The organism is Pseudoalteromonas sp. P1-25 (genome assembly GCF_001401805.1).
Taxonomy (GTDB): Bacteria; Pseudomonadota; Gammaproteobacteria; order Enterobacterales; family Alteromonadaceae; genus Pseudoalteromonas.
This window is the reverse complement of sequence record NZ_LKDW01000010.1, coordinates 1-26,446: the sequence shown is the minus strand read 5'-3', so window position 1 is coordinate 26,446 and position 26,446 is coordinate 1. Positions and strand designations below refer to the sequence as shown.

The 26,446-nt window shown below is 41.1% G+C and carries 20 protein-coding genes and 1 pseudogene; 16 read left to right on the top strand and 5 right to left on the bottom strand.

The genetic code is table 11. The features are described 5' to 3' along the window. The first annotated feature begins 1 nt into the window (after position 1). The 5 genes from AN393_RS08320 (at position 2) to AN393_RS08300 (ending at position 9,210) form a co-directional block, all read left to right on the top strand. Positions 2-1,495: a tryptophan halogenase family protein gene (locus AN393_RS08320; protein WP_055017811.1), complete on the top strand. Its 1,494-nt coding sequence runs from the start codon at positions 2-4 to the stop codon at positions 1,493-1,495. Continuing rightward, on the top strand, positions 1,495-3,351 hold the full coding sequence (locus AN393_RS08315; RefSeq protein WP_055017810.1) for a glycoside hydrolase family 13 protein: 1,857 nt from the start codon (positions 1,495-1,497) through the stop codon (positions 3,349-3,351). The genes AN393_RS08320 and AN393_RS08315 overlap by 1 nt, the downstream gene beginning before the upstream one ends. A gap of 86 nt (positions 3,352-3,437) precedes the next feature. Then, the gene (locus AN393_RS08310; protein ID WP_055014991.1) at positions 3,438-5,297 is read left to right on the top strand and encodes an alpha-amylase family glycosyl hydrolase; all 1,860 of its coding nucleotides are present in this window, start codon (positions 3,438-3,440) and stop codon (positions 5,295-5,297) included. Further along, a complete protein-coding gene (locus tag AN393_RS08305; RefSeq protein ID WP_055014990.1) occupies positions 5,290-6,789 on the top strand; it encodes an MFS transporter in 1,500 nt (499 codons plus the stop codon). The genes AN393_RS08310 and AN393_RS08305 overlap by 8 nt, the downstream gene beginning before the upstream one ends. Positions 6,790-6,798: 9 nt before the next feature. Then, positions 6,799-9,210, top strand: coding sequence for a glycoside hydrolase family 15 protein (locus tag AN393_RS08300; protein ID WP_055017809.1), 2,412 nt, complete (start codon positions 6,799-6,801; stop codon positions 9,208-9,210). Between the two features lie 105 nt (positions 9,211-9,315). Here the strand turns inward: AN393_RS08300 and AN393_RS08295 are convergent, their stop codons facing one another. Further along, positions 9,316-10,332: a LacI family DNA-binding transcriptional regulator gene (locus AN393_RS08295; RefSeq protein WP_055014988.1), complete on the bottom strand. Its 1,017-nt coding sequence runs from the start codon at positions 10,330-10,332 to the stop codon at positions 9,316-9,318. A 279-nt stretch (positions 10,333-10,611) separates the two neighbouring features. On the opposite strand from AN393_RS08295, the gene glk reads away from it, so the two are divergent. From glk to gap, 5 genes are all read left to right on the top strand, one after another. After that, complete coding sequence (gene glk / locus AN393_RS08290; RefSeq protein ID WP_055017808.1) at positions 10,612-11,604, top strand: glucokinase; 993 nt, start codon at positions 10,612-10,614, stop codon at positions 11,602-11,604. A gap of 36 nt (positions 11,605-11,640) precedes the next feature. After that, entirely contained in the window at positions 11,641-12,654 is a 1,014-nt protein-coding gene (locus tag AN393_RS08285; RefSeq protein ID WP_055017807.1) for a LacI family DNA-binding transcriptional regulator, read from the top strand. Positions 12,655-12,979: 325 nt separating this feature from the next. After that, positions 12,980-14,830, top strand: coding sequence for a phosphogluconate dehydratase (edd, locus tag AN393_RS08280; protein WP_055014985.1), 1,851 nt, complete (start codon positions 12,980-12,982; stop codon positions 14,828-14,830). Positions 14,831-14,864: 34 nt separating this feature from the next. After that, positions 14,865-15,485 carry a bifunctional 4-hydroxy-2-oxoglutarate aldolase/2-dehydro-3-deoxy-phosphogluconate aldolase gene (eda, locus tag AN393_RS08275; RefSeq protein WP_055014984.1) on the top strand — a complete coding sequence of 207 codons (621 nt, stop codon included), beginning with the start codon at positions 14,865-14,867 and terminating at the stop codon, positions 15,483-15,485. Positions 15,486-15,495: 10 nt separating this feature from the next. Further along, the gene (gap, locus tag AN393_RS08270; protein WP_055014983.1) at positions 15,496-16,500 is read left to right on the top strand and encodes a type I glyceraldehyde-3-phosphate dehydrogenase; all 1,005 of its coding nucleotides are present in this window, start codon (positions 15,496-15,498) and stop codon (positions 16,498-16,500) included. A gap of 69 nt (positions 16,501-16,569) precedes the next feature. Here gap and AN393_RS08265 read toward each other — a convergent pair whose 3' ends face one another. The 3 genes from AN393_RS08265 to AN393_RS08255 all read right to left on the bottom strand — a co-directional run bounded on the left by AN393_RS08265 (position 16,570) and on the right by AN393_RS08255 (position 20,548). Further along, positions 16,570-17,865, bottom strand: coding sequence for a leucine-rich repeat domain-containing protein (locus AN393_RS08265; protein WP_055014982.1), 1,296 nt, complete (start codon positions 17,863-17,865; stop codon positions 16,570-16,572). A 73-nt stretch (positions 17,866-17,938) separates the two neighbouring features. Continuing rightward, positions 17,939-18,652 (bottom strand): YebC/PmpR family DNA-binding transcriptional regulator, encoded by a 714-nt coding sequence (locus tag AN393_RS08260; RefSeq protein WP_055017806.1) that lies wholly within the window; start codon positions 18,650-18,652, stop codon positions 17,939-17,941. 114 nt (positions 18,653-18,766) lie between these two features. Continuing rightward, positions 18,767-20,548 carry an ABC transporter ATP-binding protein/permease gene (locus tag AN393_RS08255; protein ID WP_055017805.1) on the bottom strand — a complete coding sequence of 594 codons (1,782 nt, stop codon included), beginning with the start codon at positions 20,546-20,548 and terminating at the stop codon, positions 18,767-18,769. A 98-nt stretch (positions 20,549-20,646) separates the two neighbouring features. Between AN393_RS08255 and AN393_RS08250 the strand changes: the two genes are divergently transcribed. The 6 genes from AN393_RS08250 (at position 20,647) to AN393_RS08225 (ending at position 26,109) form a co-directional block, all read left to right on the top strand. Continuing rightward, entirely contained in the window at positions 20,647-21,108 is a 462-nt protein-coding gene (locus AN393_RS08250) for a hypothetical protein (protein WP_055014979.1), read from the top strand. A gap of 109 nt (positions 21,109-21,217) precedes the next feature. After that, positions 21,218-23,056 carry a protein translocase subunit SecD gene (secD, locus tag AN393_RS08245; protein WP_055017804.1) on the top strand — a complete coding sequence of 613 codons (1,839 nt, stop codon included), beginning with the start codon at positions 21,218-21,220 and terminating at the stop codon, positions 23,054-23,056. After that, positions 23,049-23,981 (top strand): protein translocase subunit SecF, encoded by a 933-nt coding sequence (gene secF / locus AN393_RS08240; protein WP_055017868.1) that lies wholly within the window; start codon positions 23,049-23,051, stop codon positions 23,979-23,981. Before secD ends, secF begins: the two co-directional genes overlap by 8 nt. A gap of 114 nt (positions 23,982-24,095) precedes the next feature. After that, on the top strand, positions 24,096-24,572 hold the full coding sequence (locus AN393_RS08235) for a GreA/GreB family elongation factor (RefSeq protein ID WP_055017803.1): 477 nt from the start codon (positions 24,096-24,098) through the stop codon (positions 24,570-24,572). A 251-nt stretch (positions 24,573-24,823) separates the two neighbouring features. Then, the gene (locus AN393_RS08230) at positions 24,824-25,600 is read left to right on the top strand and encodes a hypothetical protein (protein WP_055017802.1); all 777 of its coding nucleotides are present in this window, start codon (positions 24,824-24,826) and stop codon (positions 25,598-25,600) included. A gap of 68 nt (positions 25,601-25,668) precedes the next feature. After that, on the top strand, positions 25,669-26,109 hold the full coding sequence (locus AN393_RS08225) for a hypothetical protein (RefSeq protein WP_408003135.1): 441 nt from the start codon (positions 25,669-25,671) through the stop codon (positions 26,107-26,109). A gap of 59 nt (positions 26,110-26,168) precedes the next feature. Here AN393_RS08225 and AN393_RS08220 read toward each other — a convergent pair. Further along, positions 26,169-26,354: pseudogene (locus tag AN393_RS08220) on the bottom strand (PhnA domain-containing protein); the annotation flags it as partial. Positions 26,355-26,446: the final 92 nt, after the last annotated feature.

The window sequence follows — 26,446 nt, the reverse complement described above, 5'->3', positions numbered from 1 at the left end:
TATGAAACCAATAAAACACGTCGTAATCGCTGGTGGGGGTACGGCAGGGTGGATAACAGCTGCTTTGCTTAATAAAGTGTTAGGTAAAGTGATTAAAATAACGCTTATAGAATCAAGCACTATTGGCACGATAGGCGTGGGTGAAGCGACCATTCCGCCTATTATTCAACTTAACAACGCACTGGGTATAAACGAGCAAGATTTTATAAACACTACACATGCATCTATAAAATTAGGAATTGAGTTCGAAAATTGGAAAAACACCTCTCATAGCTACATGCATGCTTTTGGCTCATTTGGAAAAGACTTCCCCTTTTGCGATTTTTACAATTTTTGGATAAAAGGAAAAATTACAGGCTCTGAAAACAGCCTATGGGATTTTTCATTAAATTACCAAGCAGCAAAAAAACATAAGTTTGCACCCTTAAATACCATTCCTAATACGCAATTACCCGGCTTGAGTTATGCCTATCACTTTGATGCCACTTTATATGCTGAGTTTTTAAAAAATCTCGCAGTGGCACGTGGTGTTGAGCATGTTGATGCCAAAATTGAGCAGGTTGAACAATGTCCGCTATCAGGGAATATAAAATCTTTAACCCTTGATAACTCACAGCAAATAAACGGTGACCTTTTTATAGATGCTACTGGCCAGCGCGCCTTATTAATAGAGCAAACCCTTAACACAGGTTTTGTAGATTGGGCTCATTATTTACCGTGTGATAGCGCGGTGGCGGTGCAGTCAAAAGGTACAGACGAGCTAAAACCTTACACGCGTTCAATTGCACACAGCGCGGGCTGGCAGTGGCAAATACCTCTGCAAAGCAGAATCGGTAACGGCTTGGTGTACTGTAGCCGTTATTTATCTGACGATGCGGCAACGCAGTTATTATTAAATAATTTGTCAGCTGAACTGATTACAGCACCACGTGTTATAAAATTTAAAACAGGTCGGCGGTTAAAACAGTGGCACAGAAATGTGGTGTCGGTTGGTCTTGCCAGTGGTTTTTTAGAGCCGTTAGAGTCAACCAGTATTCATTTAATACAAAGCGCCGTGACCCGATTAATAAAGTTGTTTCCGCATAATGGGATTAGCGATGCGTTAGTTACTGAATTTAATAGGCAAAGCGTAACTGAAATAGAACACATTCGTGATTTTATAATTTTGCATTATAAGCTAACTGAGCGAGAAGACTCTCCATTTTGGCGACAATGCAAGCAAATGGACATACCTGACTCATTGGCCCACAAGCTCGAGTTATTTAAGGAAACTGGCAAAGTCGTGCGCGAGAACGACGAATTATTTGCCGAAGTTGCTTGGCAACAAGTATTTATAGGCCAAGGACTTATCCCTGAAGATTACAACAGTATTGTTGACTCACTCAGTAGTGAACAACTTAACGATTTATTTTCCACATTAAATACTTTGATCACTTCAACGGTAGAACAGCTACCTACTCATAAAGAATTTTTAGCAAAAATTAAAAAGGCCTGATGATGCAACTTTTAAATAAACTTTTACTTGTAAGTGCCTGTACTTTACCAACCATTAGCTACGCACTTGACGTTGAGCCCGCTAATTGGTGGGTTGGCATGAACAAAAATACCATAACCATCATGGTGCATGAGCAAAACATTGCAAACGAGCAAATTAAATTAGCTAAATACAACGGCGTTAAGTTAAATAAAATAACCCGTACAGATAATCCAAATTATGTATTTTTAAATATTACCATTACCGACGAAGCTAAAGCCGGAACACTTGAATTTAATAGCAGCGAAACAAGCAATAACTTTGAGTTTCCACTTCTTGAACGAGATAAAAACAGCGCACGGCGTCAAGGGTTTACATCAGCTGATACGCTTTATTTAATTAACCCTGATCGTTTTGCTAATGGTGACAAACAAAACGATACCGTCCCTAGCATGTTAGAAGCAGCAAACCCGAGCATAAAAGGGGGGCGCCACGGTGGTGATATTCAGGGCGTTATAAACGCACTACCGTATTTAAACGATTTAGGTGTTACACAGCTTTGGTTAACCCCAGTGCTTGAAAACAACATGCCTAACTATTCTTATCATGGTTATGCAATTACAGACTTTTATAAAGTTGACCCGCGTATGGGCTCAAACCAGTTATACAAAACGCTATCAGTAAAAGCAAAAGAGCAGGGGATAGGTCTGGTTATGGATATGGTCCTTAACCATTTTGGCTCTGAGCATACATGGGTTAAAGATAAACCCACTAAAGATTGGATTAACTTTAATGGTGAGTTTAATAAAGGCAAAAATGCCACCAGCCATGCACGCCAAACCATACAAGACCCACACGCCAGTGAATACGACAAACGCCAGTTTAACGATGGTTGGTTTGTAGAAACCATGCCTGATTTAAATCAGCGCCAACCACTGGTAAGTGAATACTTAATTCAAAATGCGATTTGGTGGATAGAATACGCCGATTTAAGCGGCATACGTGTCGATACCTATTCATATTCAGATAAAGCATTTTTGAGTGATTGGACAAAAGCCATAATGCAAGAGTACCCAGACTTTAATATTGTTGGCGAAGAGTGGACGTCTAACCCTGCTATTGCCTCTTACTGGCAACGTGGTAAGCATAATCAAGATGGCTATACATCAAGCTTACCAAGCGTGATGGACTTTTCGTTGCAAGAGTCGGTAATTCAAGCCCTAAATGAAGATGAGAGCTGGAACACGGGCTGGGTTAAAGTATATGAATCGTTAGCGAATGACTTTTTATACCCTGATACCAATAACATTATGGTATTTGCCGATAACCACGATATGAGCCGTGTTTACACTGAACTTGGCCAAGATGTAGCTAAAACTAAAATGGCAATGACCTTGTTTTTAACCACCCGTGGTATACCGCAAATGTATTACGGTACGGAAGTGCTATTAGATAACACCCCCAGTAAAGACCATGGTGATATTAGAATCGATTTCCCAGGTGGATTTGAAGGGCAAACACGTAATGCCTTTACCAAAGAGGGTTTAACAAAACAGCAAAAAGAGATGCATAACACCATTAGTACGCTGCTTAACTTCAGAAAAAATAGCTCAGCATTAGATAAAGGTAAACTCGTACATTTTACGCCTCAACAAGGGGTCTATAGTTATGCGCGTATTAGCGACGAGCAAACAGTGTTGGTATTTATGAATAAAAACACGCAAACGCTACAAAAAAATATTGGGTATATGCAAGAGGTGATGCCTAACAGCACAACAGCATTTAATTTATTTACTCAAAAAACACAAAAGCTTGGCAAAACCATTGAATTACCAGCGATGAGCGCAACGGTACTCGTTATAAATACGCCACAATAGTGACCTGAATACGTATGCAGCAACTGTATGGTTGCTGCAGTAATCTTTAGTATAAAGTTAATAACAATACTGACAAAAGACACGCAATGAAAAAATCCGTTTATGTATCCGCAGTACTGTGCAGCTTACTTGTTACAACTGGGTGTTCAGAAAATAACAAACCTGAACAACAGCAAACACCTGTACACACGCAAAATGAGCTTACCAAGCCGGTTGTATATCAAGTATTTACTCGGTTGTTTGGTAATACCGAAACAGCCAATGTGCCTTGGGGCACTAAAGAGCAAAACGGTGTAGGTAAATTTGTCGACTTTAACGACGCAGCGCTTAAAGGCATTAAAGAACTTGGTACCACGCATGTTTGGTATACTGGTGTGTTACACCACGCCCTAGTTGGCGATTATACCGAATACGGTATTTCACAAGATGACCCCGATGTAGTAAAAGGCCGCGCGGGTTCACCGTACGCGATTAAAGATTACTACGACGTTAACCCCGATTTAGCCGTTAACGTATCAAACCGCATGGATGAATTTACTGCACTTATAGAGCGTACACATAGTCACGGTATGAAAGTCATTATTGATATAGTGCCTAACCATGTTGCCCGAAATTATCAATCACTTGGAAAGCCTAAAGGCGTAGAGGATTTCGGCGCGCAAGACGACACCAGCAAAACGTACGATAAAAATAACAACTTTTATTATGTGCCGGGTCAGTCATTTCAAGTACCTACCTCTACAACCTACACCGCGCTAGGTGGAAAGGCTCACCCTCTTGCAGATGGCTTTTTTGATGAAACGCCTGCTAAATGGACAGGTAACGGTGCCCGTGCACCAAAACCCGATATTAACGACTGGTACGAAACAGTAAAAGTAAATTATGGTGTTAAGCCAGATGGTAGTTTCGATTTTGCTCAGCTGCCCAACGACTATAAAGACAAGGATTACCATGCCCATTATGCGTTTTGGCAAGATAAAGAGCTACCAGATAGCTGGTACAAATTTAGAGATATTGCGCTTTTTTGGCTAGACAAAGGGGTAGATGGCTTTAGGTTCGACATGGCCGAAATGGTACCGGTTGAATTTTGGAGCTTTTTAAATTCATCAATAAAAATGCAAAAAAGCGACGCCTTTTTATTGGCCGAAGTATATAACCCGTTAATGTACCGAGCGTATATTCAACAAGGTAAAATGGATTACCTTTACGATAAGGTCGGCTTTTACGATACCTTAAAAGCAATAATGCAACTAAAACAACCCGCCAATAGTATTTTTGAGGCGCATCAAAGTGTGCTCGACATAGAGCAGCACATGCTGCATTTTTTAGAAAATCACGACGAACAACGTATCGCCAGCCCAGACTTTGCCGGTAATGCCCAGTGGGGTAAACCTGCTTTAGTTGTCTCTAGTTTGATCAGCCGTTCGCCAACCCTCTTATATTTTGGTCAGGACGTGGGAGAGGATGGCTCTGAAAACGCAGGGTTTGGAACGCCGACACGTACCAGTATCTTTGATTACATTGGCGTACCTGCGCACCAAGCATGGATGAATAACGGAAAATTTGATGGGGCTAATTTAAGCGCCGATCAAGTCGCACTTCGTGATTACTACAAAGCGGTTATGTCACTTAATAAATTACCCGCTGTAGTGGGAGGAGAGATGTCACCTCTTAAACTTGAAGGCAGTGAGCGCGTTGTTGGTTTTACCCGCTCTTTAGGTCAGCAAAGTGTGTATGTGTTAAGTAACTTCAGCGAGCAGCCACAAACAATTACAGTTAATGTATCAAAGGCACAATTAGCTGCAATGAGTGAAAATACGCTATTAAATGATTTACTTGAGAATCACACCACCGAGCTTAAAGCTCATACGCAAGGCGCTACATTTAACCTCACACTTGATGCATTTAGCAGCGCAGTATTAATAAATAAGGCTAATAATGAATAATCAAAATAATAATACCGATAAGCCAAATTTAAGTTTTTGGCAGATATGGAACATGTGCTTTGGCTTTTTAGGCATACAGTTTGGTTTTGCCCTACAAAACGGCAATGTGAGCCGTATATTTCAAACATTAGGCGCACAAGTAGATGATATTCCCATTTTATGGGTTGCAGCACCGCTAACTGGGTTGATTGTACAGCCTATTATTGGTTACTGGAGCGATAAAACGTGGGGGCGCTTTGGTCGTCGCCGTCCATTCTTTTTTGTTGGGGCTGTGCTCACAACGCTTTCGTTGTTTATTATGCCGCACTCGCCAACACTTTGGATTGCCGCCGGTATGTTATGGATCATGGATGCGTCAATCAACGTAACCATGGAACCATTTAGAGCGCTTGTTGGTGATAATCTACCAGAAAAACAACGTGCGACAGGTTACGGTTTACAAAGCTTTTTTATTGGTATTGGTGCGGTGTTAGCCTCGGCGTTACCGTGGATGATGACCAACTGGTTTGAGGTAAGTAATACCGCGGCACCGGGGCAAATTCCTGAATCAGTTAAATACTCATTTTATTGGGGCGGGGTGGTGTTACTTGTCGCCGTGCTATGGACCGTGGCACGAACTAAAGAATACAGCCCGGAGCAATTAGCGGCTTTTGAAAAACAATGCGCTCAACCTACAACAAGCAACGTGGTTGATATTAACTTTAATAAGGGGGCCATTATTTTTTTGGTGCTGGGTTTAGCAACCCTTGCATTAGTAATGGGGCTATCCCTTGAAAAAGAGCTTTACCTACTTGCTGGTGGCTTACTTGCGTTCGGTATTGTGCAGTGGATTGCAGCAGCACTTAAAAGTGCCAATAAAACACAAGGTGGTTTTTACCAAGTAGTACAAGATGTATTTACCATGCCAGAGGCCATGAAACAGCTTGCTTGGGTGCAGTTTTTTAGCTGGTTTACTTTATTTGCCATGTGGATTTATACCACGGCGGCAGTTACAAGCTTTCATTATGGTAGTAGCGATGCAACCTCTCAAGCATTTAACGATGGTGCAGACTGGGTAGGCATTTTATTTGCCGCGTACAATGGTTTTGCCGCTATTGCCGCTATGTGTATTCCGTTTTTAGTTAAAAAAATGGGGTTAAAAGGCGCGCATTGTTTTAATTTATTACTGGGCGCATTAGGGCTTGCAAGCTTTATGCTTATTCAAGACCCTAAAATGTTACTTATTCCTATGATTGGTGTGGGCTTTGCTTGGGCGTCTATTTTATCGCTGCCTTACGCCATGTTAAGTAATGCTCTACCGAGTAACAAAATGGGCGTTTACATGGGTATTTTTAACTTTTTTATAGTTATACCTCAGTTACTTGCCGCCAGTATTTTAGGGCTTATTTTACGCCATGCATTTTCAAATCAGCCTATTTACGCATTATTAATTGGTGCAGCCTCGTTTGTTGTTGCCGGCATTGCTGTAATGCGCGTTAAAAATTCAAATTAAGGACACACAATGAGAAAATACAACCTTATCACCGCCTCACTTTTAACGTTAGGTTTAACGGCTTGTGGCGCTCAAAACACAAGCACGACTGATGAAACTACCGCTGCACAAGTTACATCGGCACCTGGTGCCCCAGGTGCAGAGCCGTTTTGGTCTTATGCAGGTAAAACAGGTATTGGTACATCTTTTGAACAATACCAAAACGGTCAATATACGGATGCAGCTGCAACGGGTGATGTATCTAAAGTATGGTTTTCAATTGCTAAAGGTATGATCACCGAAACCATGTTTGGGCTTATTCACCAAGCACAAATTAAAGACATGCAATTTGTTGTTACAGGTAAAGACTTTACCGTTAGTGAAGCTGATGAATTAGATGTCACCATAGATTATTTATATAAAGATGCACAAGGTCGCCCACTTTCGCTTGCTTATAAAGTAACAAGCACTGATAAACAAGGCCGCTTTAGCCTAGAAAAACACATATTTACCGACCCTGACGGGCAAACCCTGTTTGTACGTAGCATATTTAATACTGAGCTTGAAGGGCTAAAAGCGTATGTGTCTGTTAATCCGTACATTAACAACAACGGCTTAGGTGACTTTGCTAAAACAACAGATCACGGCCTCGTTGCATGGGAAGACGATAACTATTTATCACTTCAATCAGCAACCCCATTTAAAGCTAAAACAGTGGGCTTTACAGGTGAAAGCGATGGTATTAACGCGCTTAAAACAACGCAATCTATAAAAAACCAATACACAAATACTGGCGAATCTGCTGGTAACGTAAGTATGTTGGCAGAGCTTGGTGAAATAAGCGCAAATACCACCTTTGATTTGGCTCTAAGCTTTGGCAAAACGCAGCAGCAAAGTTTCAATGAAGGTAAAAAAAGCTTAGCAAAAGGGTATCAAACAGTACTTGAACACTATAACGGAAAAGGGGAAGCGCTGGGCTGGCAAGATTACTTACAAAGCTTAAAGCCGCTCAATAGCATGGTCGAGCAAACCGCCGATAACGGCAAGCTTTTATACACCAGTGCCATGGTATTAAAAGCTCAAGAAGATAAAACACACGCAGGGGCATTAATTGCTTCTCTATCTAATCCATGGGGCGAAACGGTATCTGCTAAAGAGGGTTCTACAGGTTATAAAGCGGTGTGGGTGCGCGATTTTTATCAAGTAGCCATGGCATTTATGGCGCTTGGCGATACTGCCACAGCAAAAACAGCATTCGAATACCTTGAAAAAGTACAAGTAAACAGCAAAACGCCGGGCAATAAAGGCGATACAGGCTGGTTTTTACAAAAAACACATGTAGATGGTGAACTAGAATGGGTAGGCGTACAGCTTGACCAAACAGCTATGCCTATAATGCTTGCCTGGAAGTTACACAAGGCCAATGTACTTAGCGATGAAGAGCTAAAAAGTTGGTACGGCAAAATGTTAAAACCCGCGGCTGATTTTTTAGTAGATGGCGGGCTTACTAAAATTTTGTGGAACGACACACAAATTACACCACCGGCAACACAGCAAGAGCGCTGGGAAGAGCAAGAAGGTTACTCCCCTTCAACAACTGCAGCAATAGTCGCTGGCCTTATTACCGCAAGCGATATTGCAACGCTTAGTGGCGATGATAAAAACGCAAAGCGCTACCTTGCTACGGCTAAAAAATACAGCAACGATATTGAATCGCACATGTTTACTACCGAAGGTAACTTAAAAGGCGAGAATAGCGATGGCGAATACTTTATTCGTATAGGCCAAGATACCGATGCAAACTCAAACACTAAAATTAACGCTAATAATGGCCGCGAAGGGTTTAATAAAAAGCAAATTTTAGATGGCGGTTTTTTAGAGCTAGTACGCTATGGCGTTCGCGATGCTAACGACGAAAGCATTGTTAAAACACTGCCAGAGTACGATGACGAAACGCTTGAAGATAACTTACAAGTTAGATACAGCTTTAGCTTTGACGATGGCAGCGGCACATTTGCAGGCTACCGCCGCTATGGTAACGACGGCTACGGTGAAGATGAAATAACAGGCACCAACTATGCAGAAGGTGGTAGCAACACACCAGGTCAACGCGGTCGTGTTTGGCCATTTTTCACCGGTGAGCGCGGGCATTACGAAATCGCAGCTGCGAATGCAAACAACGCTCTGAATGATGCTAAACAAGCACAGATTAAAAACAGCTATGTAAAAGGCTTAGAGCAATTTGCTAATAACGGCCTTATGTTACCCGAGCAAGTATGGGATGGCGTAGGCGTAAATAAAGCAGGTTACAAGCTAGGTGAGGGCACTAATTCAGCAACCCCACTGGCATGGACTCACGCTGAGTATATTAAATTAGTTCGTTCACTGAGCGACAAACAAGTTTGGGATCATTACCCTGTTGTTGAGAAAGCTTTACAATAAGGCTAGTCCAAAATTTAAAATTAAAGCCACGGTTAATAGCCGTGGCTTTTTTGTATTTAAGTGGGGTTAGTGTTTAGTAAGCACATGAAGTTGAGTTATAAACCCTTAACTAGACCCTCTGGCAATTAACACTGGCGGTAAAAGGGTGCTTTGCACTTCTTCTTCACGTATTAATTTAAGCAGGTTCTCTACTAGCATTTGCCCTGCAACAGTGGTGTCTTGCGCTATGGTGGTAAGCGGTGGGTTTATATAGCTTGCTATAGCTATGTTATCAAAACCGACCACGGCCACTTCGTTAGGAACATTAATATTGGCTTCTTTTAAAGCGCGAATTGCACCAATGGCTATTAAATCACTGGCGGCAAATAAGGCGTTAAATTTAATGTTATTTGCTATGAGTGAGCGCGTAGCGTGGTAACCTGACTCCTCAGTAGAAATAGCATTGGCCATTTTTCGCTCATTAATGGTTATACCACTAGTAAGTAGCTCATCTTTAAACCCCTGAAAGCGGGCAAAAAATTCTGGGCTGTGATCAGAAGCATCACCAATAAACGCACAATCAGTACGGTTATGGGCAATTAAATGGCCTGCAGCTAGTTTACCTCCGCCGTAGTTATCGCAACATACGGTTAAATCCGGGCGGTTATCGACGGTGGCCCCCCAGCATACAAATTTTGTGTTTTGCTCTAGTAAGGTTTTAAATTTGGGCTGAAAGTCTATGTAATCACCATAGCCGAGTAAAATTATGCCATCGGCTCTGTGGCTGTCTTCGTAATCAGCTTGCCAATCAGCGCTGGCTGATTGAAACGAGACTAATAAGTCATAACCTTCTTTTGCACACGCACGGGTGATACTGCCCAACATAGACAAAAAGAAAGGGTTTATTTGTGATTCATCTGATGTTGGGTCTTCAAACAATAATAGCGCAAGGGTACTACTTTGCTGAGTACGCAAGTTGCTGGCATTTTTATCCACTTTATAGTTAAGTTGCTTAGCTATGTCGTGAACGCGCTTGCGTGTTTCTGCATTAACAAGGGGACTATTTCGTAAAGCGCGAGATACCGTTGATTGTGAAACGCCAGCATAATGGGCTATGTCAAATGAGGTGGCTTTACCTTTCATTGTTACAACTTAAATAAATGCTAAATAATTGTGTCATTTTCGACTATTAGTGAATTATTTCAAGCTTTTTACGATTTATTATTGATCTAGTCATGACACCGGTGTCATAATGTCAATGTTTTATCATTTTGTTGTCAAAACGTATTAGCTGCTATTTTATATAGCAGCCTTTTTTACTGTGATAGCTACTTTGAGGTGATAGCTCAAAGTGTATAAATAACAACGCATGGTCGTTGTAAAATAACAAGCATAAGCCGCTTACACAAAAGAGATAATACCATGAGCCAAAATTCTTCTGCCCATTTTAGCCCCATCCTTGTTGCCGATATTGGGGGCACCAATGCGCGCTTTGCATTAATTACCGATTTTAACGAGCAATCAAACCAATTTGTTATTGAACATATTAACATATTTCCTAGTGCAAATTTTGGTTCTTTAGAAAGCGCGCTTGAGCAGTATTTAACAACTATTCCTCACGTAACACCTACTCGCGCCTGTTTGGCAGTTGCAGGACCTATAAAAGCAGGTCAAGTGCATCTAACAAATTTAGGTTGGCACTTTAGTGTTAACGAGTTTAAAGCGCATTTTAATTTAACCCAATTAGAAGTAATTAACGACTTTGCTGCATTTGCTTATGCAGCGCCTTATTTAGATGCAACTCAAAACATTACTATTAAGCCTGGTCAAGCCGATGCAAATGCAAATATTGGTGTTATGGGCCCAGGTACAGGTTTTGGCGCAGCGTGTTTGGTGCGTACGGCGCAATCTTGCGCTGTATTAAGCTCTGAGGGCGGGCACATGTCGCTTGCGCCTGTTAATGAGCTAGATGCTTTATTAATTAATGAATTGCGCAAAGAACACCCACATGTTTCAATCGAAACGGTTTTTTCAGGCCCAGGTATTGCCCATTTATACAAAGCAATGGCTGCCGTGAAGGGGGTGACAGCTAAAAACTTAGATGCAGCACAAATTAGCAGCCTTGCAAACAGTGGCGAATGTGAAGTGTGTGATGCAACGCTTAATCAGTTTTGTGATTGGATAGGCAGTGTGGCAGGCGACTTAGCTGTGGTATATGGCGCATTAGGTGGCCTATTTATAGGTGGTGGTATTTTACCACGTATGCAGAGCAGATTATTAGAGAGCCGTTTTGTAGAGCGTTTTTCGCAAAAAGGCGTTATGTCGCAATATGCAGGGCAAATACCGGTAACCTTAGTAACCCAAGATAACATACCGCTTATTGGCGCGGGTGCGTGTTTATATAACAGCAAATAGTTTTTTGCTTAATGGTTGTATTTGGATAATGAACAAATGAAAAAAGTAACCATAAATAGTGTAGCAAGCCATGCGGGCGTTTCTAAAAAAACGGTATCGCGGGTGTTAAATAATGAGCCTAATGTGAGTGCGGCTACGCGCGAAAAAGTGCTTAAAGTATTTAAAGAGCTTGATTATACACCAAACCCCATAGCACGCGGACTGGCGCAAAATCGTAGTTTTATTATTGGTTGTTTGTACGATAACCCAAGTAAAAGTTATATAACACGCGTACAAACAGGCGCACTTGCTGCCTGTAAAGAGAATAACTATAACTTACTAATACACCCTTGCGAACTACGTGGCGACGATTTAATTAACGACATAGAGCAATTACTACAAACCTCGCGTTTAGATGGCGTAGTACTTACTCCGCCATTTGGTGATTTTGAAAAACTCGCTAATTTTTTAAAAGCTAAAAACATACCGTATGCACGAGTTGCATCGGCACTGCTTGAAGATGATTCAATTTCGGTGCGTAGCAACGATGAGCAGGGCGCCTATGAAATAACCGAGCACTTAATTTCACTTGGTCATAAATCAATTGCCTTTATTAAAGGCCACCCTGATCACAGTGCTACGCAGCAACGCTTTAATGGCTACAGACGTGCTTTGGCAAGCCACGGTATAGAATTTGATGAGCGCTTAGTTGAAGAGGGTAACTTTAGTTATCATTCAGGTGTAGACAGCGCACGTAGTATTTTAGATTTGTCACCAAGGCCTACGGCCGTATTTGCATCAAATGATTACATGGCGGCGGCGGTACTAAAACTTGCCACACAGCGCCAATTAAGAGTGCCAGATGATATCTCTATAGCTGGGTTTGATAACGCTCCTATAGCACGCCATATTTGGCCTGGCTTAACCACTATTGCACAACCTGTAGAAGAGATGACAAAACAAGCTGTAACGCAGCTTATATCGCATATCGCGCAGCCACAAGAGCAGCCTTATCAAGTTACCCTAGAATCCCGGTTAATAACGCGCGAGTCTACTGCCGCAATTAAATAAAATTTCACTTTGCTTTTCACAGTAACCCGAATTTGAGTGACGCTTATTCGGGTTTTTTTTGGGCGGATTTTAGCAAATAAACTAAAATTAGCCTGTTCATTAATTGGTCACGTTAAAATTTTACACTAATTTTGTTACTCAGGGTTGACACCGGTGTCAATGCTATGCGTTAATACAGTGACACCGGTGTCAGGGTTGTTGTGAGAGGCTCCCTGGTAGCGTACCTTTGAACGGGTAAATCAAAGATGCTCAGTGCAGTTATTTACGTGGAGTCTGTAATTGCTACTGAGCCTTTTTCCTCTAACTAATAGAGATGAGCTAAATTATGTTGCACCCTCGCATTGAAGAAGTCACCCAACGCGTTATTGAACGCAGTAAACAAACCCGTCAAGATTATTTAGATCGTATTTCGCATGCAAAAAAACAAACAAGAGTTCGTGCTGGACTGGGTTGCGGAAACATCGCTCACGTAATGGCTGCGTGTAGCAGCGACGACAAAGCGCGCTTAAAGGCTGATGAGCAGCCAAATCTTGCTATTATCAACTCATATAACGATATGCTTTCGGCCCATGTGCCATACAAAGACTTTCCTGATTTAATTAAAGATATTGCCACTAAGTACGATGCCACTGCCCAAGTTGCAGGCGGCGTACCAGCAATGTGTGATGGTGTTACGCAAGGGCGTGACGGCATGGAATTGTCACTTTTTTCTCGTGATGTAATTGCTATGTCCACGGCGGTTTCATTATCGCATGACGTATTTGATGGCGTATTTTGTTTAGGCGTATGTGACAAAATTGTCCCTGGTTTATTAATTGGTGCCTTATCGTTTGGTCATTTACCAGTGTTCTTTTTACCTGCTGGCCCAATGCAATCTGGTATTCCTAATAAAGAAAAGGCCCGTATTCGCCAAAAATTTGCACAAGGCTTAGTTAGCCGTGATGTATTACTTGAGGCTGAAAGCGCGTCATACCATAGCGCTGGTACATGTACGTTTTACGGTACTGCTAACTCAAACCAAATGTTAATGGAAATAATGGGCTTACACCTTCCAGGTAGCTCGTTTATTAACCCTTACACTGAACTTCGTGATGGTTTAACAGGTAACGCTGTAGAAACTATGCTTAAACAGCTTACAGGCGATAAAGAAAGCCCATGTTTAGCAGAGGTAATTAGCGAAAAAACCATCATTAATGGTTTAGTTGGCTTGTTATCTACAGGTGGCTCTACTAACCACGCTATCCACATTGTTGCTATCGCAAAAGCAGCAGGTGTACAAATAACGTGGAAAGACATGTCTGATTTATCAGAAGTTGTACCACTACTTACGCGTATTTACCCTAATGGCTCGGCTGATGTTAATCATTTTCAAGCTGCCGGCGGTATGGGTTTCTTAATGCGTGAACTAGCCGGTGCTGGTTATTTGCATACTGACGTTAAAACTATGCTTGGTGAAGGCTTAGCCCCTTACATGATGGAGCCGCGTTTAGATAAAGACGACAGCTTAATTATGAGCGATTCAACAGGGCCTTCAAAAGTTAAATGGGTAGATTGCCCAGAAAACTCACTTGATGAAGAAGTACTTCGTCCTGTTAGCAATCCGTTTAGTAAGCAAGGTGGCCTGCAACTTCTAACGGGTAACTTAGGCAAAGCCGTAATAAAAGTGTCTGCTGTCGCAACAGAGCATCAAGTAGTAACAGCTCCTGCTAAAGTGTTTAGCTCACAAGGCGAACTGCAAGAAGCTTACACCCGAGGCGAGTTAAACCAAGACTTTATAGCCGTGCTTAAAGAGCAGGGACCTAAAGCGAAAGGTATGCCAGAGCTTCATAAATTAACGCCAGTAATGGCAACCCTTCAAGACGAAGGCTTTAAAGTAGCTATAGTAACTGATGGCCGCATGTCAGGTGCATCAGGTAAAGTGCCAGCTGCTATTCACTTAGCGCCAGAAGCCGTTGAAGGGGGCATTATTGCAAAAATTCTAGAAGGCGATTTAGTAACCTTAGATGCGCCAAATGGAATCTTAAAAGTACACGTTAGCGACGAAGAGCTTGCTAAGCGTGAACTACAACTTAGTCAACCAAGTTTAACATTTGGTACCGGCCGAGAGTTATTTACTGGATTTAGAAATATTGTAAGCAGCGCCGATTTAGGTGCGAGTGCTTTTGGACTTGAATAATAATTGCCACACACTGGGTAATGAGGAACAAGTAATGAGTATTGAAAAAATCTTAGCGTCGGCACCTGTGGTGCCAGTGGTTGTAATCGAAAAATTAGAAGATGCAGCACCACTCGCTAGAGCGTTATACAACGGTGGCCTAAAAGCACTTGAAATTACGCTACGTACGCCTGTTGCAGTTGAAGCTGTGAAACTAATGAAAGCAGAAGTTCCAGAAGCTTACGTTGGTACAGGTACAGTGGTTGATAAAGCAAGCTTTGATGCGTCAGTAGAAGCAGGCGCTGATTTTATGGTAAGCCCAGGGGTAAGTGATGAATTATTAGCATTAGCTAAAAATTCAGATACGCCATTTTTACCAGGTGCAGCAACTGCAAGCGAAGTAATGCAGTTAGCAAGCCATGGCTTTAAGTATTTAAAGTTCTTCCCAGCTGAAGCTGCTGGCGGAACAGCCATGCTTAAGTCGATTGGTGGCCCATTACCACATATTACTTTTTGCCCAACCGGTGGCATTAGCCTAGCAACAGCCCCTAATTACTTAGCGCTTAACAACGTAATTTGTGTTGGTGGTACGTGGATGCTAGATAAGCAACTAATTGAAAACAAAGACTGGCAAGCCATTGAAGCGCTTGCTCGACAAGCAAGTGAAGTTAAATAGGAGTCTAAAAATGATTAATGTAGCAATTAATGGCTATGGCCGTATCGGTCGCAACGTATTACGTGCACTTTACGAGTCAGCACAAAACAGTGAGATTAAAATTGTAGCAATTAACGATTTAGCGCCGGCTAACGTAAATGCGCATCTAACACAATTTGACTCAGTGCATGGTCAATTTTCTCAAAAAGTAACACTTGAAGATAACACCATGTTAATTGGTGACGACGTAATTACTTTGACGCAAGAGCGTGACCCTGCAAACTTACCGTGGAAAGAGCTAAACGTAGATATCGTTTTAGAATGTACGGGTTTTTTCACTAAGCGTGAAGATGCCGCTAAACACATTACAGCAGGTGCTAAAAAAGTAATTGTATCAGCGCCTGGTAAAGACCTAGATGCAACAGTAGTGCACGGTGTTAACAGCGATGTAATTAACGCTGATAGTAACATTATTTCTAATGCATCTTGTACTACAAACTGTTTAGCGCCAATTGCAAAAGCAATTAACGACACAGTTGGTATTGAGCAAGGTAGCATGACTACAATCCATGCTTACACAAACGATCAAAACTTATCTGACGTTTATCACCCAGATCTTTACCGTGCACGTAGTGCAACTCAGTCTATGATCCCAACTAAAACAGGTGCTGCAGCAGCTGTTGGCTTAGTACTTCCTGAGCTTGCGGGTAAATTAGACGGTATGTCGGTACGTGTACCTACTATCAATGTTTCTTTAGTTGATTTTACGTTTATCACTAAGCGCGACACAACAGCTGAAGAAATCAACGAAGTAATGAAAGCCGCAGCGACAGGTTCAATGAAAGAAATTTTAGAGTACAACGAGCTTCCGCTTGTTTCTATTGATTTTAATCACAACCCTGCGTCGTCAATTTTTGATGCAACGCAAACTAAAGCTGATGGCAAACTAGTTAAAGTAATGGCTTGGTACGACAACGAGTGGGGTTTCTCAAACCGCATGTTAGACCAAGTTAAAGCATTAGGTCAGTACTTATAATTGACCGTGTAAAAGTTTAGCTTTATCCAACCAAGCCTGCATTATGCAGGCTTTTTTAGTTTTATTGATTTATAGCCGTTCGTTTAATAAAGCGCTTAGTGCTTTAAAACTAGGGCGCGAGGCAATAGCAGTGTTTATAGCACGCGCTGCTATATCGGACATTTTAACGAACAGTTCGGTTTGCTTATCTGCTTCGCTAACCGTACTTAGTAAGTCGTCAATTAAGCAACCAAAAGCACGTACTTCTATAAGCTCTATGCATTTTTGTTCTTGATGGGTAAGCATGGCTAAATTAGTAGCCGCACCAAAATCGCCAAATAAAACATCATATTGCTCATTTATCATGGTGTTGTGTGCGTAAATATCGCCATGGCTTACGTGATTATCATGCAGGTGAGCAAGCGTATTAGCCATCTGTTTTGCTATTTTAAAAACGGCTTTAATAGGGTAATTACAATCATCATTGAATGTATCGCGGGTGCAGGTTTGTAAGCTCGGCGGTAAACCTAAATTTGTATAACTGGTACCTATTAGCTCCATCACTAAGCCAAGCTGCGTGCTTTGCTCTATGTAACTTAATACGTTAATTAAATTTTTATGATTCCCCGCCTGTAAGCAGCAGTTTACTTCATCAAGTGGGTAACCATCGCTTGTAATTGCTCCTTTAAAAAGTTTTACCGCCACATTGTTATTTTCTGCTTTTGCTAGGTGTATAACGCCCGATGCACCTTGGCCTATTACTTTTTTAAGCTGAAAACTTTCAAGCGGGGTATTTTTTAAAGTACTTTTTGTTAAGCACTGCGCTTTATTAAATTCGTTACCTGCAAATGCAAGCCAAGCAAGTTTTGGTAATTCTAGTAGCCAATTATCAATTTTTGCTAAGTTATTAGCAGAGAGCCTTACAAGCTCTAAATTAGTACAATTAGCCATACTTGTTGGTAAATGTGTTAACTCATTGCCAGCTAGCGCAAGCTTTTTAAGCTGTGTGTAATTGCCAAAGTCACCTGGCAAGGCGCTCAATTTGTTATCGGTCAATATTAACCATTCAATAGTTTTAGGTAAGCTGTTAAGAGCAAACTCTGTTATTTGATTGCCTTTAAATGCAACCATAATTAAAGCAGGGCACTTAGCGAGTACTTCAGGTATATGTTTAAACTGGTTAAACGATAAAAACACCCGCTTTAAACGGTGCAAGCAGGCAAATTCCGCAGGTAAATCTGATAACTTGTTATTTGATAAATCGAGTACTTCGAGGGTGTCTGCAAGCGTAAAAATTTCTGAGGGGAGCTCTGTTAATTCTTCAACGAGTTGTACGCGTGTAACGCCATTTAACTTACCCGCTTTAAGCTCTGCAAGGGTATTCATAAAATTTAATAAGCCTTTTAAAATAAAAAAGCCAACATTGCTGTTGGCTTAAAATAAATGCGTTCAGTAAAGTTTAAAATTGCGCGTTATGGTAAACGTTCTGTACATCGTCACAATCTTCAAGCATGGCTAAAAAGCGCTCCATTACTTCTACGTCTTCACCTTCAATAGGGGCCTCTACTTGAGGTACAAACGAAATTAAGTCTACGTCAAAATCTGTAATACCCATTTCTTCAAGTGCTGTACGTGTGTTGTTGTATTCGGTATGGGGGGCAAAAACCGTCACTTTACCGTTTTCTACTTCTACATCGGTTACATCAACATCGGCCATCATAAGGGCTTCTAGTACAGCTTCATCATCGTCGCCGTCAAAAACAAAAATAGCGAGGTGATCAAATAAATGTGATACCGAATTTTGTGCGCCTATTTTAGCGTTTGCTTTGGTAAAACAAATGCGCACATCAGCAAATGTACGCTTATTGTTGTCTGTTAAACAGTCAACAATAATCATGCAGTTACCAGGGCCGTACCCTTCGTAACGAGTTGCTGCGTAGTCTTCACCGCCACCGCCTTTGGCTTTTTCTATTGCGCGTTCAATAACGTGTGCAGGTACTTGGTCTTTTTTAGCGCGTTCAATTAAACGACGCAGTGCAAGGTTGCCGTCTGTATCTACGCCACCGTTTTTAGCACAAATGTATATTTCTTTACCGTACTTAGAATAAACTTTAGTTTTAGCACCCGCAGTTTTAGCCATTGAATCTTTTTTGTTTTGGTAAGCTCTTCCCATCTGCGTTTCGCCTTAATATATGTAAATTATTGAATAAAATTTCAAGGCCGTATTCTAAAGGTAAAGCGGCAGTATCGCCAGTAAATGGCTGTAATTAACCAAAGTTCAAGTTAATTAACCTTCCTGCTGTTGTAATTGCCACATTTGAGCGTATTGACCTTTTTTTGCTAAAAGTGCTGCATGTGTGCCTTGCTCAACTAGTTCACCGTTGTTAAATACCAGTATGTTATCGGCATCAACAATAGTAGAAAGCCTATGAGCGATCACCATGCTAGTATGGTTTTGAGTAACAGCACGCATTGCGTTCAATATAGCTTGCTCAGCATGCGAGTCGAGCGCTGAGGTTGCTTCATCAAATATTAAAATAGGGGAGCGTTTTAAAATAGCGCGTGCAATGGCAATACGTTGCTTTTCGCCGCCAGATACTTTTAAACCGCGCTCGCCAACCAGTGTTTTATCGCCTTCGGCTAATGTTGAAATAAAGTCTTTTAAATGGGCCATTTCTATTGCTTTATCTATTTCAACATCGCTCGCTGAGGGTCTGCCATAAGCGATGTTTTCTCGTATGCTGGTATTAAATAGCACAGTGTCTTGTGGCACTATAGCAATAGCACTGCGCAGGCTATCGAGGGTGACGGAGTCTATGGCTTGGTTATCTATAGTAATAGTGCCTAAGCTCACATCGTAAAAGCGATAAAGTAATCGTGCTAATGAGCTTTTACCTGCACCACTTGCACCTACAACGGCGACTTTACTCCCTGCTTTTATTTTAAAGCTAATGTTTTTTAAAATTGGACGATTGGCACTGTAACTAAAGCTTACATTATTAAACGCTATGTGGCCGCGAGTAACGATGTGGTTTTGGGCATGGGGTCGCTCAGTGACTTGTGGCTTTTTATTGAGTAAGCCCAGCATATTTTCTAAATCGGTAAGCGCGCGCCTTATTTCACGATATACAAACCCTAAAAAATTAAGCGGTAAAAATAATTGGATCATGTAGGCATTTATCATCACAAGTTCACCAATTGTTAAAGCGCCAGTTACTACATCTTTGGCGCCTAACCACATTAGCGCTGTAATAGCGCTGGCAATAATCAACGCTTGGCCAGAATTAAGCGCAAGCAATGACATTCTATTTTTTAAACGAGCGGTTTCCCACTTTGCTAAAAAGGAGTCGTATGTTTTTGCCTCAAATTCTTCGTTATTAAAATATTTTACGGTTTCAAAATTAAGAAGGCTGTCTATGGCGCGGGTATTACTTAAATTATCGGCGGCGTTTGCCTCGCGTATAAATCGGTTTCGCCACTGCGTAACTGTTACGGTAAAAGTGATATAAATAGCAACCGCTAATAAAGTAATTAACGCAAACCACACAGAAAATAGCGACCCGAAAATAATAGCAACGGTGAGTATTTCAAAAAGGGTGGGTACAATATTAAACATTAAAAAACGCATTAAAAAGCTTAGCCCACTAGTACCGCGCTCTATATCACGGCTTATTCCGCCTGTTTGTCTGTCTAGGTGAAAGGCAAGCTCTAACGAATGTAAATGTTTAAATACCTTTAAGCCAATGTCACGCATAGCGTGCTCTGTTACACGAGAGAACACTGCATCGCGTACTTCACCTAAAAAAACGCTGGCAAACCTAAGCCCACCATACATTAGCAGTAGTAGCGCCGGGATAACTAAAACGGGATTAATTGATTTATCTACCGAATCGATAATCTCTTTTAATGCCCAAGGCATTAAAAGTGTCGCGCCTTTAGCACCTATAAGCGCTAAAAGTGCAATAAATACTCGCCCTTTAAATTTAGTAATGTAAGGCCACAGTGTTTTAATGCTTTGCTTTAAGGTCATGGCATCGGCGCGTTTTTCTGTACTGTGCTTGGAGCGCATTAAGGGTCTCAGTTATATTAAATACTTAATTAATTAGCATTGTATTTTAAATACTTGCCCATATATACTACGCATCCCTTATTTAGTTTGAAGTAACCATGTTTAACATCCGTGTGTTTATAACTGCTTTTTTGCTGTTTTGTGCGCTTTTTAGTGTGCAAAGTAGTGCGCAGTGCGCCACACATCAATTAAACACGGCAACCAGCTCATTGAGTATGCTTGCTGACAGTGTTGATTTAGCTAAAACGCTGCCTATATCAAAATCGGTAAAGGGAAATGAGCACAAAAGAACACACCAAACAGGGTTTGACGCGCATCAACCAAGGTTGACGGCTAGTAATTCTTCGCTATTTTTACATGCCGCTCAAAGTGAACCAGAATACGATGTTGTTTTTGAGTTTTTTGCGCAGCGCCTTGTTAGACAAATATTCATACGCCCTCAAGCTGTAAATGCTATTCAGCCTTGGTATACGCTTGTGTACCATAGTAAAAAGTCTCGGTTAAGTGGCTGGAAAGATGCCAACTTACTCTATAGAGCCGTCACTACTTACCACGCTTAATTTTTCTTATTTAATTTTTATTAGGTTTTAACGTTTTACGTTTAAGCCTTGCGATTAATTGTGCTTTAAAAAGCACATTGCCAGTAATTTACTGGCAATAAGGAAAATTATGTTTAGTGTAAAAAAAGATCAAAAGCCATTTATGGCTAAATTTAAATTGAGCTATATAGCCATGCTTATTGTGCTGATTTTATTAGCTATTAGCGCATTACCCAACTTATACCCTAACAAATCGTGGTTGCATGTAAGCAATACACCACATAGTGATACTCAAGCTGTGCCAAGTACTAACGCGTTAGTTACTTTTTTAAATAACCAAGGCTTTGACGTTGAGCAAGGGCTTGATAAGCAATCAACTATCAATATTTTATTAAACGAGCCAACTAAAAGCGCCCAAGCGCAAGCGGCTATAAAGGCGCAGTTCCCAAATACGCAAGTTAAAATTGTAGAACATGCAACAAGCCCACTTTGGCTGCAAGAATTTGGTTTATCACCAATAAAGCTTGGCCTTGATTTAAATGGCGGTGTGCTATTTGTACTCGACGTAGATTTAGACAAAGCCGTTGATGAGCAATTAGTGAGTGCATATCAACAAGCTAAATCAATCATTATAAAGCAAAAAGCGCACGGCCTTAAAGTTCTGAAAACGGATCATGGCTTTGAAATTAGCGCGTTGCCAAATGCGGTGCAAAAACTTAACCCCGTGATTGAAGAGCTACAAAGTCGCTTTGCTAATTTAGCGGTTACAACCGCTAATAACGGCAATGTTAAAAACGCAATATTTAGCTATTCAGAGCAAGGGCGCAGCAGCTTTGATAAAGAAGTAATGAGCCAAACACTCACCACACTTCGCTCACGCATAGAAGAGTTAGGCATTACCGAAGCCGTCACTCAGCGCCAAGGTAAACAACGTATACGTATTGAGCTGCCTGGCGTGCAAGACCCAACAGAGGCTAAGCGCATCATAGGTGCAACTGCATCACTTGGGTTTTACCAGTTAAAAGAAGCGGGTGGTAAAACATTTAACATGCAGTCGGGTGGCACCATAAACCTTGACCCTGTGCCAATTTTTACCGGTGATCACATTAATAATGCAAACATAGGGCGCGACGATTGGGGTAAGCCACTGGTACAACTTAGCCTAGATGGGCAAGGTGGCGATGCTATGTCGGCGTTTTCAAAAGCCAATATTGGTAAGCCTATGGCCACGGTTTACTCTGAGTACTCTCAAAACGCGAAAGGCGAAACCGTTAAAAAAAGTGAAGTAATAAATGTAGCCAATATTGCCCAGCATTTAAGTTCACGTTTTAGCATTACTAATATGAAAAGCCAGCAAGCCGCGGCTGATTTAGCCCTATTATTGCGTGCAGGTTCACTTACCGCGCCTGTAACAATAGTGCATGAGCAAACAATTGGGCCAAGCCTTGGCAGCGAAAACATTAGTAATGGTTTAGCCGCATTAATGCTGGGCATGGGTATTACACTTGCCTTTATGGCAATGTGGTATCGCCGCTTAGGGCTTATTGCAAACGTAGCGCTGTTATTAAATTTAACATCGCTAGTTGGCCTAATGTCGTTATTACCAGGGGTTGTGTTAACCCTGCCGGGTATTGCTGGGCTTGTGCTTACTATTGGCATGGCGGTAGATACCAACGTTATTATATTTGAGCGAATTAAAGAAGAGCGCAGAAAAGGCCGCTCTGCTTATCAAGCTATTCAAGAAGGTTACAAGCAAGCCGCTAACACTATATTTGATGCCAATATAACCACTATGATCACCGCGCTTATTTTATACGGAATAGGTTACGGCCCAGTTAAAGGCTTTGCCATAACATTGGCACTTGGTTTAATAACCTCTGTATTTACTGGCGTGTACGTATCAAAAGTACTCAGCCAAACGGTATATTTAAAATTGGCTAAAAAAGCAGGAGTAAATGCACATGCTTAACACTTTTTTAAAGGGCGAGGCAGGGTCGCGCCTGCGTTTTTTTGGCATGCTTTTAAGCGCCATACTTGTACTGCTATCGGTATTTACGCTTAGTCAAAAAGGGCTTAATTTTGGACTCGACTTTACCGGTGGCTACCTAACGGAATTTACCACCAGCCAAGGTGTTGAGCTAAAAGAGCTTCAATCGTTTATTACTAAAAATCACAACGGCGAGTTTGAGCTAACCGCGCAAGGCAATAGCCATTTTCAACTACGCGAAGCGCCTAGCGATTCAACAGCAAATAGTAATGATTGGCAAACTGCCATTACTCAAAACGCAGATATAAACGCTGAGGTATTATCGTCAGCGTATATCGGCTCACAAGTGGGTGATGAGCTGTTTGAGCAAGGTTGTTTAGCCCTGTTTTCAGCCATGATTGCAGTCATGCTTTATTTAGCTGTACGGTTTGAATGGCGTTTAGCTGTTGGCTCAGTAGTTGCGTTAGTACATGATTTACTACTCGTACTGGGGCTATTTTCGCTATTAAGTATTGAATTTAATTTAACCGTACTTGCCAGCTTACTCGCCATTATAGGTTACTCACTAAACGACTCTATAATAGTAGGTGATAGAGTACGCGAGCTTTTACGTGTTAAATCTAATAATGCACTTAGCCCTGCAAGTATTATAAATAGCGCGATTAAAAGCACGTTAACGCGAACACTTATTACATCGGGCACCACACTTGCAACGGTTGCCAGCGTTTGGTTACTCGCAGGCGCACCATTACAAGGCTTTGCTATTGCGCTATTTACTGGCATTGTCGTAGGTACGTTCTCATCTATTTGCATTGCCGCTACCTTGCCTGAGCTTTTAGGGCTAAGCGCTGAAAACTACGAAGAAAAACTCGATGTAAAAACCCAAGCATTAATGGATATGCCATAAATGCGGGTTTACATAACTGAGTAAATTTATTGGCGCTTAAAATAATGGTTTTAAGCGCCTTATAACGTTAAAATTAACCATATAGTTTACAGCATCAGTTATTAGCGCTCCCTCATGAACAAAACCCACGTAATTGAACACCTTAAATTTGCACTTGAAGCACAATTAAACAGCGCTAAACAAGCTGCCAAAGCCGCGCACGACGCCGCAACTCACGAAGAAAGCGTGGCAGAAACGCAATATGATACCCTCGGGCTCGAAGCCGCTTATCTAGCACAAGGCCAAGCTGAGCGCGTAAACGAGTGCTACAAAAGCATTAAACAATTTGAAGCCATTTTTAAAGAGCCCACTTACAATAAAGTGATTATAAGCTCACTCGTTTGTTTAGAAGATGAAAACTCAGTACAAAAATGGTTTTATTTAGGCCCCGCCGCAGGTGGCTTAACGGTTGAAGTAAAAGGGCAAACTATTCAAGTTGTTACACCCGAAGCACCGTTAGGTAAACAACTTATAGGCAAGCAGCTTGATGATGAAATAAGCCTAAGTATTGCAGGCAAAAACCATGAATATGAAGTGGTAGAGATTTTATAAATATTGGTTTTATAGGTAGGTCGGATAAGCGAAGCGCCATCCGATAAAGTTAATTTGTTCATCACATTATTAAAAGTCGTTTTGGTGTAAATCATTAGAACCATTTAAATGCATGGGTAATTACTTGTTTACATTAGAGTTGTTTGGTGGAATTATTGAGCGATACTATAATAAGCATAAGCCGTTTTCGGGTGTTGTAAACCGCGAAAATGGTGTTCAATAAGATGTTATGAGCCATTAGGGATAGCCTCGTGAATTTCTTCAAAAGATGGATTATAAGAACACTTCTTAAGAAGCCTGCTCCAGCTAGTATTCCTAGATCTGGAAATAAAGCAGACAGTGTTGATTGCAATGTTGTTTATCTTCGAGCTAAAGATGAGTCTTGGACTATTTTCTGTAATGAAATTCATTCGAATGGAGTTACAGGCAAATATTGGCTTAATAAAAAAGATTATGGCGAACTTTCGATTCCTTGGACTTGGTTAAGTGATTATGAGTTAGATATAACTCACTTTTATGGTAGATACGACCTACGTTACTCTTCAATTTCAAAGTATTTTTTTGAAGGTATATTACCTTGGGATAAATTAAAAATTGTTCTTGGTAAAATTCAACAGTTTTTATTTAATCGTAAAGAGTTAGTGCGGTCTGAAAGGATAGAGACACTTAAATTAATTCTCGAAGAAACAATTGAAAATCGTACTTTTATTGTAAGTTCAGTTTCTCTATCTGGTCTTTTATATACACAAAAGTGGGTGTTTCATCCTGACAAATCTAGACAACTTGCGTATAACGATTTACTTCTAAAATCACTTGTAGAGAGCGGGGAATTAACTTCTGTTCAATATGGATTCAAATTGTCACCTAAAGCTTTAGTGACAATATCTGAATATGAAGAAGATCAAAAAAGGCACAGAGATAATTTAGCGCAGTCAAGCGCTACAAAGTGGCTAACTTTTGCATTAATTATTGTCGGACTTGTACAAGCGGGTGTTACTTATTATGGTGTGTATAAAAATGGCTCATAACAAGAGCCTCAATTCGCTCTCAAGTTCGCTCGGACAATTAACAATGGGCTATTGTCTCTAAGCTTCGAATGCCTGCAGAGCTTGGCAATAGTAAACAAGGAAGTACTTTGATTCATAGATTTTTATCAATATCCGCGATGCTCTTTTTATTATCAGCTTGCACAACAGGTGAGCTTTATTACACGAAGGTTTCTGGCGAACGTGTTTTAGGGTGTGATGTGGAGTTTGTTGGCTTACCAAGCGTGGATAAATTTGCGGTTGAATATGCACTAAGCCTTTGCGCAAAAAGCTCTGTGAAAAAAGGGTATTCCATAGATAAAGAAAAGGAATATCTACTTACCCTAGATCTTCAAATTCCAGAGCCAAAATGTGGTGAATCATGGAACCATAAGTCGGCAAAAGAGCTGTATAAAACCGGCAAACTGTCAAAGAAGGAATATGGCTATATTGTTGCTCATATAGACCTGGGTTTAGCGGCTGTTAACAAATGCTCGCCAATAACTAAATAAACTCAATCACTTCGATCTTTTGGGTGAGACATGCAGGATGGCTTCGCCATTTATCCGACCTACGAGTTAGCCTTTTTCACAAACTTAGCTGTTACCATCATTTCGCCAATACCATCTACTTTACAATCTAGCTCGTGATCTTTTTTATTAAGCACACGTCTAACGACCGCTTTGGTGCCAATTTTAATAACTTGTGAGCTGCCTTTTATTTTTAAATCTTTGGCTACGGTAACTTTATCGCCATCATTAAAAGTAAAGGGGTCAAATCTTGACTTCAGACATCAAGCGCTTTTTAAAGAAATAGTAAACGACTCGAGTAAATAGAGCCTGCTTTTTT